Annotated in this window: 12 protein-coding genes; 7 read left to right on the top strand and 5 right to left on the bottom strand. The window is 62.4% G+C overall.

The genetic code is table 11. The features are described from left to right. Positions 1 to 65: 65 nt before the first annotated feature. From ABEI27_RS01890 to ABEI27_RS01875, 4 genes are all read left to right on the top strand, one after another. On the top strand, positions 66 to 983 hold the full coding sequence (locus tag ABEI27_RS01890) for a 1,4-dihydroxy-2-naphthoyl-CoA synthase (RefSeq protein WP_375797722.1): 918 nt from the start codon (positions 66 to 68) through the stop codon (positions 981 to 983). Between the two features lie 627 nt (positions 984 to 1,610). Then, positions 1,611 to 1,967 carry a hypothetical protein gene (locus tag ABEI27_RS01885; protein ID WP_375797721.1) on the top strand — a complete coding sequence of 119 codons (357 nt, stop codon included), beginning with the start codon at positions 1,611 to 1,613 and terminating at the stop codon, positions 1,965 to 1,967. 294 nt (positions 1,968 to 2,261) lie between these two features. Beyond that, on the top strand, positions 2,262 to 3,212 hold the full coding sequence (locus tag ABEI27_RS01880) for a 1,4-dihydroxy-2-naphthoate polyprenyltransferase (protein ID WP_375797720.1): 951 nt from the start codon (positions 2,262 to 2,264) through the stop codon (positions 3,210 to 3,212). Positions 3,213 to 3,216: 4 nt separating this feature from the next. Further along, positions 3,217 to 4,275, top strand: coding sequence for a mandelate racemase/muconate lactonizing enzyme family protein (locus ABEI27_RS01875; protein ID WP_375797719.1), 1,059 nt, complete (start codon positions 3,217 to 3,219; stop codon positions 4,273 to 4,275). Positions 4,276 to 4,463: 188 nt separating this feature from the next. On the opposite strand, the gene ABEI27_RS01870 is transcribed toward ABEI27_RS01875, so the two are convergent. The 4 genes from ABEI27_RS01870 to ABEI27_RS01855 form a co-directional block, all read right to left on the bottom strand. Next, a complete protein-coding gene (locus tag ABEI27_RS01870; RefSeq protein ID WP_375797718.1) occupies positions 4,464 to 5,300 on the bottom strand; it encodes a hypothetical protein in 837 nt (278 codons plus the stop codon). A gap of 601 nt (positions 5,301 to 5,901) precedes the next feature. Then, positions 5,902 to 6,372, bottom strand: coding sequence for an aspartate carbamoyltransferase regulatory subunit (gene pyrI, locus ABEI27_RS01865; protein WP_375797717.1), 471 nt, complete (start codon positions 6,370 to 6,372; stop codon positions 5,902 to 5,904). Continuing rightward, complete coding sequence (pyrB, locus tag ABEI27_RS01860; RefSeq protein WP_375797716.1) at positions 6,365 to 7,306, bottom strand: aspartate carbamoyltransferase; 942 nt, start codon at positions 7,304 to 7,306, stop codon at positions 6,365 to 6,367. Before pyrB ends, pyrI begins: the two co-directional genes overlap by 8 nt. Before the next feature lie 95 nt (positions 7,307 to 7,401). After that, positions 7,402 to 8,652, bottom strand: coding sequence for a Glu/Leu/Phe/Val dehydrogenase (locus tag ABEI27_RS01855; RefSeq protein WP_375797715.1), 1,251 nt, complete (start codon positions 8,650 to 8,652; stop codon positions 7,402 to 7,404). A gap of 287 nt (positions 8,653 to 8,939) precedes the next feature. On the opposite strand from ABEI27_RS01855, the gene ABEI27_RS01850 reads away from it, so the two are divergent. Both ABEI27_RS01850 and ABEI27_RS01845 read left to right on the top strand, forming a co-directional pair. Then, positions 8,940 to 9,707 (top strand): IclR family transcriptional regulator, encoded by a 768-nt coding sequence (locus ABEI27_RS01850; RefSeq protein ID WP_375797714.1) that lies wholly within the window; start codon positions 8,940 to 8,942, stop codon positions 9,705 to 9,707. Positions 9,708 to 9,792: 85 nt separating this feature from the next. Further along, positions 9,793 to 10,770, top strand: a complete 978-nt coding sequence (locus ABEI27_RS01845; protein WP_375797713.1) for an amidohydrolase family protein — start codon at positions 9,793 to 9,795, stop codon at positions 10,768 to 10,770. Between the two features lie 165 nt (positions 10,771 to 10,935). Here the strand turns inward: ABEI27_RS01845 and ABEI27_RS01840 are convergent, their stop codons facing one another. Continuing rightward, positions 10,936 to 11,721, bottom strand: coding sequence for a 2-keto-4-pentenoate hydratase (locus ABEI27_RS01840; protein ID WP_375797712.1), 786 nt, complete (start codon positions 11,719 to 11,721; stop codon positions 10,936 to 10,938). A 196-nt stretch (positions 11,722 to 11,917) separates the two neighbouring features. On the opposite strand from ABEI27_RS01840, the gene ABEI27_RS01835 reads away from it, so the two are divergent. Beyond that, positions 11,918 to 13,402 carry an aldehyde dehydrogenase family protein gene (locus ABEI27_RS01835; RefSeq protein ID WP_375797711.1) on the top strand — a complete coding sequence of 495 codons (1,485 nt, stop codon included), beginning with the start codon at positions 11,918 to 11,920 and terminating at the stop codon, positions 13,400 to 13,402. Positions 13,403 to 13,526: the final 124 nt, after the last annotated feature.

The following is a 13,526-nucleotide window of genomic DNA, read 5'->3' as shown; positions in this document are numbered from 1 at the left end:
CGGTGACCGGCGGGCTGAGGCTCAACCAAACGAATCTTTTTGCGAGTTCCGTCCGGCGTTCAGGTATGGTCTCTGAGATCTTCACGGCGACGCGCTGGGAGCAGGTCGACGGCGCGGACGCCTTCGACGACATCACGTACCACCGGGCGAGGGACGTCCCGGCGGTCCGGATCGCCTTCGACCGGCCGGAGAAACGCAACGCCTTCCGTCCAGGGACGGTCGACGAACTGTACGCCGCCCTCGACGACGCGCGGAAGAAAGCCGACGTCGGCTGCGTCCTCCTGACGGGGAACGGGCCTTCTGAGAATGACGGCGGGTGGGCCTTCTGTGCCGGTGGGGATCAGTCCGTTCGTGGCGAGTCGGGCTACGAGTACCGTGACGACGACGATGCCGACGCGGCCGACGACCCGCTCGTGCGGGAAGCGAAAGCGGGGCGACTTCACATCTTAGAGGTACAGCGCCTCATCAGGTTTATGCCGAAGCCCGTCATCGCGGTCGTTCCCGGTTGGGCCGTCGGCGGCGGTCACTCGCTGCACGTCGTCTGCGACCTCACGCTTGCCAGCGACGAGCACGCGAAGTTCCTCCAGACGGACCCCGACGTCGCCTCCTTCGACGGCGGCTTCGGCTCGGCGTACCTCGCGAAGCAGATCGGACAGAAGAAGGCCCGAGAGGTGTTCTTCCGGGGGAAGACCTACTCGGCCGAGGAGGCCGTCGAGATGGGGATGGCCAACGAGTCGATCCCCCACGAGGAGTTGGAGGACGTCGCCCTCGAGTGGGCCGACGAGATCACCGACAAATCGCCGACGGCGATACGGATGCTCAAGTACGCGTTCAATATGACCGACGACGGGATGGTCGGACAGCAGGTGTTCGCGGGGGAGGCGACGCGACTGGCGTATATGACCGACGAGGCCCAGGAGGGCCGCGATGCGTTCTTGGAGAAGCGGGATCCGAACTTCTCGCAGTTCCCCTGGCACTACTAATTTCGCTCAGTAACAACGAGAGAGACAGTGCACCAATCACCCCGGTTCGGACACGTTCCGAGCATCGAGCCGTGTCAACCCGGCGGCGCTCGTCGTGAGGTCCCCTCGAATTCGTCCTGCTCAGTCTTTTCTGCAGTTATTCGAGGCTGATCAGGTTTTGAGTAGCGCCGATGATATAGTAGTATGTCAAAAACTGCCGACAGTGTGACCTCTTTCACGGCCTGAAGGCCGTGGCATCCGCCCACCGGATGACTGCCGTGCCGAACCACGGCATTTCGGTTCCAACCCGCACTCAGAGGGAACCGGCAGCATACCGGCGAAACTCTCGTTTTCTCCCTCGCTATAGGGCTGTGGCCCGGTCACGCAGGCCCCATCGGAATCCGTGTCATTGCCGTGTGACGAACAGACCGCGTTCGTCACCGCCCCTTGTCTGTTGAGGGCCGGCGTCTCACCGCTTCCATAGCGGTTTTAGACACGTCGGGCCACAGCAAAAATGTTCGGTTGGTCGTCCAGTCCGGCCACAGTCCGGTGGTTTTCTCCCACGGAGTGTCCGCTTGACCCCCGCCTGTTCGCTCCTCGGTTCCGACGGCGTGTCGGAACACTCGTCACTCACGAGAAGGCGGGGGTATGCGCTCGTATCTCTATCAGCAGTTCGAGGAGGCCACGCCTCGTGTGGTCGCTGGCATACGGAGCGTGGATTTCGGGATCAGATTTGTCCGAGAGGACATCAGAGACCGCTACACAGACGTTGACTTCGAGGAGGCGTATAAGATGATTATGCGCCATCTCGTCGCGAGCGATGACTTCAAATCACTCATTGGAGAACAGGCGTGCCGAGTGCAGACGCTGTATTTCACCGATATTATCATATTCATTATTCCGTCTACACGCCACGAGGCGGTGTTCGCTTCCTTCGATTACGACGAGGATTTCCCGGTGAATCAGTTCGTCCAGCAGATCTCAGAAACTGCGCCGGGTGAGTAGTAGCTATTCGCGTTGCGGGTGTTCGACGCACTATACGATTGGAGTCCGACTCGGCCACCCGGACTCTCCCGTGACTCGCACCGGTGAAGCCGACATCGATACCGGGACCGAGGCATCGAAATTGCCACTGCCTCCGTGGTCACCGGGCAACCGGTTCTGTCGAGAGGGTACCGGACCGTCGGCACCGTCTCACCTGGCATTCCTTGGGGTTGGAAGCGGCGGACAGGGCCACCGCCGGAGGGTAAAAAAGGTGAATGAGAAGTTTCACGCCGTCCCCGCCCGGAGGGACTCTTAATGAGTACGCAGGACCTCAGTCGGCGCGAGGCGTGGGTGATCGCGGCTCGCCCCCAGACCCTGCCCGCTGCGGCGTCGCCAGTTGTCGTCGGGACGGGACTGGCCGTCCACGACGGCGTCTTCGCCGCGCTCCCCGCGCTGGCGGCGCTCGTGGGGGCCGGCTTGATCCAGATCGGCACCAACTTCGCGAACGACTACTACGACGCGGTCCAGGGGGCAGACACTGAAGATCGCGAGGGGTTCACCCGCGTCACTGCGGGGGGGCTCATCGATCCCGAGTCGGTCAAGCGAGCGATGTATCTCACCTTTGCCGCCTCGATTCTCCTGGGGACATACCTCGTCTACGTCGGCGGCGTTCCGATCCTCGTGATCGGACTGCTCTCTGTCGCCTCCGGCATCGCGTACACCGGCGGCCCGTACCCGCTGGGCTACCACGGACTGGGCGACGTCTTCGTCTTCGTTTTCTTCGGCCTCGTAGCGGTCGTCGGAACGTACTACGTGCAGGCCGCATCTTCACTCGCCGCGCCGTTCACCGTGGGGATCCCGTCGGGAACCATTCCGGTGGTGGCCGTCCTCGCGGCGCTACCAGTGGCCGCGCTCTCGACAAACATCCTGGTCGTCAACAACGTCCGTGACAAGGAGGAAGACGCCACGACGGGGAAGCGCACGTTGGCAGTCAGATTTGGCTACGGCTTCGCGCGCGCGCAATTTCTCCTGATGTTGGCGCTCGCATACGCGGCACCGGTGTGGTTCCTGCGACGCCCGACGTTCACCCCGCTCGTCCTGCTCCCGCTTGCGACGCTCCCGTACGCGGCCAAGATCACCCGGACGTTGCTCGCAGAGACGTCTGGTGAAGTACTGAACCCGACGCTCGAACGGATGGGACGGTTGCTCGCGGCCTACTCGGTCCTGTTCGCAGTGGGACTTTCCGTTACGGAGATCCCATTCTAAGCCGATGGACATCGAATCATTCGCTCTCGACCTGTCGTCGCCGCTCGAAACCGCGGCGGGATCAATCGACCGTCGGCGCGGGTTTCTCCTCAGAATCGAAGGGGACGGCGCAGTCGGACTCGGTGAGGCGACGCCGCTCCCGGGGTGGACCGAGACCGAGACCGACTGCAGGGGCGCACTCGAGGGCGGCACCCCAGATACGGTCACGCCAGCGACGCCGGCTGCACATCACGGAGTCGAACTCGCACGAGTCGACGCCGCCGCCCGAAGCGAGAACGTGTCACTCGCATCGGTCCTGGCTGATGCGCTGGCCGAAGCCGTCGGCGGGAACCGGACGGCTCCGGCAGACACCGTCGCGGTCAACGCCACAGTGGGCGACGGCGCTGTAGTCGAGACAGAAACCACGACGCGCGAGGCCGTCGAGGCCGGCCACCCGGCAGTGAAAGTGAAGGTAGGCGCCCGCCCGATCGATACGGATTTGAATCGGCTCAGAGCGGCGCGTACGGCCGCCGGCGACGACGTCGAACTCCGGGTCGACGCCAACGGAGCGTGGAATCTCGACGAGGCCCGTCGGTTCCTTGAGGTCGCTGCGGAACTCGACGTCTCGTACGTCGAACAACCGCTTCCCGCCGAGCGAGTGGACGACCACGCCGAACTCCGTGGCCGGGGCGTCGACGTCGCGCTCGACGAGTCGCTCGCGGCTGTCGGCCCCGACGCGGTGCTCGAACGAGACGTGGCCGACGTGGTGATCTGCAAACCGATGGTTCTCGGGGGACCGCGCCGCACCATTGACGTCGCCGCGAAAGCGGCCGAGAACGGTGTTGAAACCGTCGTGACGACGACAATCGACGCCGTCGTAGCGCGGACGGCCGCGCTGCACGTCGCGGCCGCGCTCCCAACGCCGCGGGCCTGTGGACTGGCGACCGGGAACTTCCTCGGCGATGACCTGGCTCCGGATCCGGCCACAGTCGAACGGGGACAGATGACCGTTCCCGACGGCGCCGGGTTGGCCGGTGGCGCGTTCGACTCGCTCCGGTTCGGCGGCGACGCCGGACGGACCTGAGTTCCCTTTCGAGGTGGACTCGAAACGGGCGCGAGATTATTATCCTCTCCGAGCGAAAGGCTGCTATGGCAGACCCGACGCCGGAGCAGCGACGCTTGCTGACTGGACTGTTCGTCTTCGCGGGCCTCGTATTCGTTGGTGGAATCGTCGCCATCGCCTTCCTCGCTGGCGCGATTTGAACCGGTGACTCAGTCGGGGCGGTGGGTGACGCCGGAGCGACTGTCGGCCCCCTTCCGACGGATCGCCGCCGCGGCGGTGGACGCGTCGTAGCCGAAGTAGACGTTCTCGCCGTACTCCTCGGCGACGTCCGCTGCGCCGACGAGGTCGTCGAGATCGACGTCGACGGCGTACAGTTCGACCGAGAACGACGCATCGAGCGACGCCAGGCGGCTCTGAAATCCCTTGGCGATCGTTTCGAGCCAGTACGTTGTTCCGTAGTACGTGTCGTAGAGGGGGATGACGAACTCGTCGACGTGTTCGGCCAGCGCCGGGAGGTCGAGTCCGGCCCGGCGGTAGAGGTGGCTCTCGTACGGATCCGGGTACAGCGTGAGGTGGACCTCGCCCGGAATCCGATCCGCCGCGGCCGCGACGAACGTCGTAATCTCGTCAGCGCGCCAGGACAGCCACTCGCCGTGATCGCTCTCGCTGAAGCGGCGTTCGCACCGATCACAGTGACAAAACCCCTCGCGCGGAAATCCGACGTCATCGAGTCTGACGTCGTCGTTCTCGGCTGCGCAATCTTCGACGATTTCGAGCAGTCCCGCCCGGTACTCCTGATTTGTCGGGCAGATGTACGACCAATCGAAGTACTGGCGGTCTCGCGTGGCCGGTTCGCCGTCGGCGTCGACGGGGACGAGGTCCGGATCCGACTCCGCCGCCGCGTTGTCGCCGAAACAGGAGACCATATTCACCGCGTTCGAGAGTGGCGCCGCCGCGCGCCCGGTGACGTCTTTGACTTCGTAGAACCCGAGGTCGAACTCGCTCCAGTCGACTTCTTCGGCGTTTCGCGTGACTACACCGTACATACCCGCCGTTTCGCGCCGAGTGGTATCAACCGTTCGCTCGGAGCGGTCACGCTCGGGAACGCTCTTTTTTTCGGGGCACGATACGCGTACGTATGTCGGAGTTCGAGGACTTCGAGTGTGCAGTCTGTGGCGAATCGTTTACAGCGATGCCGGGGGCCAACGCCGCCACGAACGGGTACTGCTCGCCAGCGTGTGAAGTAGATGGAAAGGATCGTAAGTGACCGATATCGGGCACAGAATAAATGGATGCCGTGCTGCGGACGGGGCGTCGATCACCACAATCGTCCGCAGCACACCCAAACCCGCGTGTGGATTCCGTCCGTTCGAACCGGGATTATTCGTCGTCGACTTCGACCTCGACGGTGTCCTCGCCGCCGGACACGACGAAGTAGACGAGTGCGATGAGGGCCAGTACCAGGATGAACTTGGATTTTCCGGACATATCTGGGCGTACACCGTCTCGGTACAAAGTGGTTTCCCTCCGCTGTGGTGAATTCCTGCCACATCCTGCCCGTATACAGAGCAACGGTTCGGGAGTCAAACCAGATGGATAAACAACGTACGCGTCGCGGCCGGGGAAGGCGGATCAGACCGGGTCGCCTCAGGTGACGTTGAGGTGGTTGGCCACTTCCGCTTCGCGGACGATCTCTCCGCAGTAGTCGCATCGGAGTCCGTCCGAGAGCACGACGAAGCGAGTCGCCACCGGTTCGTCCACGTTCGTGATGCAGTTTCGGTTCGGACAGGAGAGGACACCGGCGACGGCGTCGGGGCGATCGATTCGCGTCTTTTCGACGACGTCGTACTCACGGATGATATTGATCGTCGCTTCCGGGGCGATGACCGAGAGGACGTCGACCTCCGACTCACTCAGTTCGCGGTCTTCGACCTTCACGATGTCTTTCTTCGCGAGTTTGTCCGACGGGACGTTCATCCCAACCGAGACGCTCTCGCCACCGGACCCGTCGATCCCCAGAATCGCAAGCACATTCAGCGCCTGACCCGCCGCGAGGTGGTCGATGACAGTGCCGTTGCGGATCTTCGAGACGCGAAGTTCGCGATCTGTGTTACTCATTTGTTTCCCCCGTCGTGTCCGTCCGAGCGTTCTCGAGGAGCATATCCAGCAGCGCCATCCGGACGGGGACGCCGTTGTGCGCCTGCTGGAAGTACTTCGCGTGCGTGGTCCCATCGACCTCAGGGGCGATCTCGTCGACTCGTGGCAGCGGATGCATTACGGTCAGCGAGTCCTTCGCCGCGTCGAGGTCGTCGGTATCGATCTGGTACTCACCGGCGACTTTCAGGTACTCGTTCTCGTCGGGGAAGCGCTCCCGCTGGATGCGGGTCACGTAGAGGACATCGAGGTCTCCGAGGACGTCGTGGAGATCGGTGTGTTCGCGGACCTGTGCGCCCGACTCGTGCAGGTCGTAGCGGACGCTCCGTGGCAGTCGCAGGCTCTCTGGGCTGACGAAGTGTTGCCGGACGTCGAAGTTCGTCAGCGCCGACGCCAGCGAGTGGACCGTCCGACCGTACTTCAGATCACCCATAATGCCGACGGTGACGTCGTCGAGTCCCGCGTTCTCCCGCATCGTGTAGAGGTCCAAGAGCGTCTGTGTCGGGTGCTGTCCCGCTCCGTCACCCGCGTTGACGAGCGGAACGTCGACGAACTCGGTTGCCATCTTTGCGGAGCCCTCGAGCGGGTGTCTGAGAACGAGGGCGTCGGCGTACCCCTCGACGACACGAACCGTGTCGGCGAGCGTTTCCCCCTTCTTCACCGACGAGGATTCGACCGAGCCCATATCGATCGTGCGGCCCCCCAGACGCTTCATCGCGGTGTCGAAACTCATCCGCGTGCGGGTGCTCGGTTCGAAGAAACAGAGACCGAGGATCTCGCCGCGCCGGCGTCCGTGCCAGGCTTCGGTGTCGGCGTCGATCTCCGCCGCGCGGTCGAGCACCGCCTCGATGTCGGCCCGCGAGAGTTGGGTCGCGGAGATGAGGTGGTCCTGACGCATCGTGTACCTCCCCGGGGGGAACGAACTTGAATGGCTCGGGTCGGCGTCGGTGAACTCGCCGAGCGCAGTGACTGAAGTCGATCCGCAGACGCCGATTATGGCCAGTTGCCGCCCTCTCTGTACGATTCGATGATCCGCCGACTCGCGACGACGTACGCGGCCGTCCGGAGATTCGGCACGTCGAACGCGTCGAACGTGGTCACGAGTTCGTCGAACGCGTCGGTGATGACCGATTCGAGTTCGTCGATCACGCGGGACTCGGTCCAGGGGAACCGCTGGCGGTTCTGGACCCACTCGAAGTACGAGACGGTCACCCCACCGGCATTTGCGAGGATATCGGGCACGACGAGGACGTCGCTGTCGGCGAGCACGTCGTCGGCGCCGGGAGTCAGCGGCCCGTTGGCCGCTTCGACGATCACGTCGGCCCGCACGCTCGTTGCGATCTCGCGATCGATGGCGTTCTCGAGTGCTGCCGGCACGAGGAGGTCGATGTCGAGCGTGAGCAGTCCCTCGTTAGTTAGTGTTTCTGCCGAGTTGTACCCCGTGACCGAACTGGTTTCGCTCTTGTACGACTTCACGTCGCGAGGGTCGAGTCCCTCCGAGTCGTAAATCGCACCCGAAGAGTCCGAGACAGCGACGACGGTGGCTCCGAGGTCGTCGATGAGTTTCGCGGCGACGGAACCGGCGTTTCCGAACCCCTGCACGGCGACGGTAGCCCCCTCGATACTGCGGTCCAGGTAATCGAACACTTCGCGGGCGCTCAGCATCACCGACCGGCCGGTCGCTTCGACGCGCCCGGCACTACCGCCGGAGGAGATCGCCTTCCCGGTGATGACACCTGGTGCGGTGGTCCGCTCTAGCGTCTCGTAGGTGTCTTTGAACCAGTTCATCTCGCGCTGTCCCGTGTTCACGTCCGGCGCAGGGATGTCACGATCGGGCCCGATGAGCGGCCGGAGTTCAGCGGCGAACGACCGTGTCAGGCGTTCGAGTTCGTCTGCCGAGTGCTCGCTGGGATCGACGACGATTCCCCCTTTTCCGCCACCGTACGGAATATCCACGATCGCGCACTTGTAGGCCATCCACCCGGAGAGCGCCTTCACCTCGTCGCGGGTGACGCCCGGGTGATACCGGATGCCGCCTTTATACGGGCCACGATCGCCGTTGAACTGCGACCGGAACGCTTTGAACCGCTTGAGCGTTCCGTTGTCCATCGTCACCGAGAGATTCAGCTCCAGGACACGCTCGGGGTGCTGCAATCGCTCGACGATGTCGTCGTCGACGTCGAGAAATGCCGCGGCGTCGTCGACCTGCTCCTGGAGACTCTCGAAGGGATTCACGTCGGCCATACACCTACTCTGTACGGTGAGAATTTAATAACTGGTGTCTGTTATCGCCATATGTCACAGCAGCGCCACGAACGACGAGCCGATGGGTATGCTATAAAAACCGTTTGAAACTACTATATAGTTTTAAATTTTGGTATGTACTTACATCATATAGCCTTCTAAACGATGAAATTGTGGATCAAATATGGAATAGACAGAATAAATTGCTTATAAGTTTCTTTTTGCCGGGCAGTATCAGTTTGATTTTCACACCGAAAATCTAAGTGTCTCCTGGGCTTTTGCTACGTATGACAAAAAAGGCGAACCACCCTGTCAAGACGACAGAGAAGACCCTCGAACTCATCGAGACGCTGGATACTGGCGACGGGTCCCGCCTCAGCGAACTTGAGGAGCAATTGGAGATGAGCAAGAGCGGGATTCACAACCACCTCAGCACGCTGCGCGAACACGGGTACGTCGAGAAGAACGGCGATCTATACGCGTTGAATCTCAAGTTTCTCTCACTCGGCGGCCACGTCCGGAGTCGGTCGTCGCTGTACCGCCACGGACGGTCGAAGATCGACCAGTTGGCCGACGACACCGGAATGCTAGCTAACCTCGCGACCGAGGAAAATGGGCGAGCGGTGTACCTGTACCAGTCCCGGGGGCAGTACGCCGTTAATCTGGACACCCACGTCGGGTTCCGACTTCCACTGCACAACATCGGGATCGGGAAGGCCATCCTCGCGTCGCTTCCACGCGACCGCGTCGAGGGGATCGTCGACCAATGGGGGCTGCCGGAGGCGACTGCGAATACGATTACCGACCGCGAGGAACTGTTCGAGGAGTTAGATCGGATCGAAGAGCGGGGATTCGCAACCGATGACGAGGAGCGCACCGAGGGCCTCACGTGTATCGGTGCGCCGGTCAATCTCGGCGGCGAGGTGCTCGGGGCGATCAGCATTTCGGCGCCGACGAAACGACTGGGGAACTCGGGATTCGACGATAATATCACCGCCGAAGTCGAGAGTACCGCCCACGAACTCGCACTCGACATCAAATACGCTCGGGAGTAACTCGCGGAGTCAAGCGCTGCCGCTGAGTCGTCGAGAGTCCGACAGTGAGAACAATTATGGACACGGTCCGGCGTAGTACTCACGTATGCCGGAAATCGTCGACGGATACACTCACGTGTTGACGGAGCACTTCTTCGAGGAACTGACCGATCGGTTCGGTTTTCAAGGGCTCTCCGGGCGTCCCGAATTCCTCTGGGACGTCGAGGGCCGCAGGGAGGATATGGCAGACTACGGCGTCGATAAACAGATCATTACCCTCGCGCTTCCGACGCTGTTTCAGGGGATGGACCACGACCTCGCACTAGAGATCACGAAACTCGCGAACGACGAGGTCCGACGACTCGCCGACGAGCATCCCGACGACTTCGTCCCGGTTGCGACGCTGCCGAAAGTGAGCGAGGAGTTCCTCGCGGAGTTCGATCGTTGCGTGAATGACCTCGATATGCAGGGGGTGCAGATCTTCTCGAACGTCGATGGCAAGCCACTCGACCACGAGAGTTTCTGGCCGCTCTTCGAGGACGCCGAAGCGACGGATACGCCGCTTTGGATCCACCCGCAACTCTGGGAGTGGTACGACTGGGCCTCCGAATATATGGAGCACCGCCTCTTCGGGTGGCCGTTCGATACGACGCTCGCGCTCTCCCGACTCGTGTTCGGGGGCGTGATGGAGGAGTACCCGGATCTAAAGATCGTTTCGCATCACGGCGGTGGAATGGTTCCCTACTACGGGAGCCGCATCGAAATGTTCTATCAACAGCGACAGGCGTACCCCGAGAACTATCCGGAGTTCCACGAGAACGCGGCCGACCTCTCTCGACCCGCCGAGAAGTACTTCCAGAAATTCTACGCCGACGCCGCGGTGTCGGGATCGACGCCCGCACTCGAGTGCGCAGAGTCCTTCTTCGACGACGGTAATCTCGTCTTCGGCACCGACTACCCCTTCAGTCCCGAGCGCGGCCGCCGTACAGTCGAAGTCACCATCGACGCCGTCAATGAAATGAACGTCGACGATGATGCGCGCGAGGACATCTTCGCCGGCAACCTCTACGAACTCATCGGGTAGTTCGTTTTCGCACTCAAAAATGTCAGGCGGACAGAGTATAAGAAACAAACAGACGTACGGATGTTAGGTTGTGAAAGCGCACAAAATTCCGATTTCAATCTGTCCCAACGAGCAACGTATGGCTGCGAAATCCGCGGAGTGGGTTTCGTATATGAAAACAGACCGTTACTCGGCGCGGATCTCCATCGATCCGAGGCTGGAGAACTCCACGTGGTAGACGTCGCCTGGTTCGATGTCGATTGCAGCAGAGATTCCGCCTGTCATCACGAGTTCGCCCTCGCGGAGGTGGTCGTCGACGTCGTCGAGGCGTTCTGCAAGCCAGGCCACCGGGCGCGCCGGGTTGCTCATAACGTCGGCCCCGAGGCCCGTGGCCTCGACCTCGCCGTCGACTGAGACGGCGATGCCCTCCATCTTGAGATCCAGGTCGGTGACGTCGCGGTGCTGTTCGCCGACGATGACCTTCCCCGCAGACGTCAGATCCGCGATGACGTCCTGCGCGGAGGGGATCGCCCACCCCTGGAAACGGCTTTCGAGGATTTCGACGACGGGGACGACCGCCCGCGTCGCGGTGAGCACGTCCGTCGTCGAGACCGGTGGTTCGAGGTCGTCGTCGAGGATAATGCCGATTTCGGCCTCGATACGGGGCGCGATCATCTCCTCGGTCGGGATGGGCTCGTTGTCCAGGACGGTCTCGTGAGCCACGTAGCCGAAGATCGGTTCCGGAATGCCGAGTTGTTCCTGCTTCGCCTCGCTGACGAGACCGAGTTTGTGGCCGACGATGTCGTCGCGACCGCCTGCGCTGAGTCGGTCGAATACCTCGAACTGGATCTGATACGCTTCCTCGGTGGTGAGTTCGACGTCGTCGCTCAACGGGGGAATCGGTTCCTTCCCGTCGTAGGCTTCATAGAGGCGCGTCGCGAGGTCGTCGATCTCGTCCTGGCTGAGTGGCATACACCCGCAACAACCGGTGGTGTCCTGATTATACTTTCGACAACGGACGCTACGGACCGCCCTGTTCTATGAGGTCTCCTGGCGTCGCCCGGCGAAACGTAACTGTAACTAATTGCATCACTCCCGATAACTGCACAGCAGTAACTGGTTCCGGTGGCGACACGGTTTTACTCTCATACCTCATATATCTCTTCGTATGTCAGAAGCCGAGGTATCCCAGGACATCTCCATAGACGCGTTCTGGAACGCCCTCTACATCGATGGCGAGTGGGTGACTCCGGGGGATCGAGACACGCTGGACGTAACGAACCCGACCAACGGCGAGACTATCTCGCAGGTCCCCGCCGCGACGGCCGAGGATGTCGATGACGCCTACGAGGCGGCGGTCGAGGCACAGACGCAGTGGGCCGAGACGACCCCCGACGAACGCGCCGCAGTCGTCCGCCGGACGGCAGACCTGATTGACGAGCACGAGACAGCGATCCGTGAGATCCTGGCGGTCGAGAGCGGTGCGGCGAAGCCTCGGCAGGACATCGAACACGGCGGGACGGTCACGTTCGTCCACGACGCCGCGTCCTTCGCGTTCCGGGCCGCAGGCGGACACAGTCAATCGAAGATCCCGGGCAAGGAGAACATCGTCCAGAAGGAACCCGCCGGTGTCGTCGGCGTCATCTCCCCGTGGAACGTCCCGCTGAAACTCTCGATTCGCGCGGTTGCACCGGCGATTGCGCTCGGGAACAGCGTGGTGCTCAAACCGGCCGAAGAGACGTCGATCTCGGGCGGCCTCCTCCTCGCGCGACTCTTCGAGAAGGCGGGTCTCCCTGACGGCGTCCTCAACGTCGTCCCCGGCAAGGGCAGCGAGGCCGGCGATCGGACCGCTGCACATCCCGACAGCGACGTGATCGCCTTCACCGGATCGACGCCGGTCGGCCAACTCGTCGGCCAGAACGCGGTCGATCACTTCGCCTTCCCGGCCCTGGAACTCGGCGGCAACAACCCCCACGTGGTGCTGGAAGACGCCGATCTCGACCAAGCGGTCGCCGCGGGAACCTTCGGATCCTTCTGGAATCAGGGACAGGTGTGTATCTCGATCAACCGACATCTCGTCCACGAGTCCATCTACGACGAGTACGTCGAGCGCCTCACAGCACGCGCCGCAGAACTGAAGATGGGTGACCCTGCCGACGACGACGTGGTCATCGGGCCTATCATCAACGAGGAGCAGCGCGACGAGATGATGGGGTATCTCGAAGCGACCCTCGAACAGGGGGCCACGCTCGAAACCGGCGGTGAGGCCGACGGCCTATTCGTGGAGCCGACCGTCCTCTCAGACGTCACGAACGAGATGGCGGCCGCCTGCAACGAGCACTTCGGCCCCTTCGCGCCCGTGATCCCCTTCGGGGACGACGAGACGGCGGTGGAACTTGCGAACGCCACGGAGTATGGACTCGCAGCGTCCGTTCACTCTGAGGACCGCGGCCGCGCCCGAGATGTTGCCGACCAGATCGACGCGGGAATGGTCCACGTGAACGATCAGACGGTGAACGTCGAACCACACGTGCCCTTCGGCGGGATGAAGAACTCAGGGATGGGTCGGTACAACGGCAAGTGGATCATCGACGAGTTCACCGAGACGAAGTGGACGTCGGTGCAGCGAGAGCCCCGCGACTACCCCTTCTGAGCGACCGGGGAGGCGCCGGATCCCCATCCATCGTTCCGCTACCGATCGATTGATTCGGTGAACTGCGCCCGGCGCTGTAGACCGATAGCGCCGACTGCTGGCCGTTAGCGGCGCCGTAGGCGAA

The sequence above is a fragment of the Halobellus sp. genome, from assembly GCF_042218505.1.
In the GTDB taxonomy this organism is placed as follows: Archaea; Halobacteriota; Halobacteria; order Halobacteriales; family Haloferacaceae; genus Haloquadratum.
Note: the sequence above shows the minus strand (reverse complement) of the source record. Positions and strands in the feature narration are given on the sequence as shown.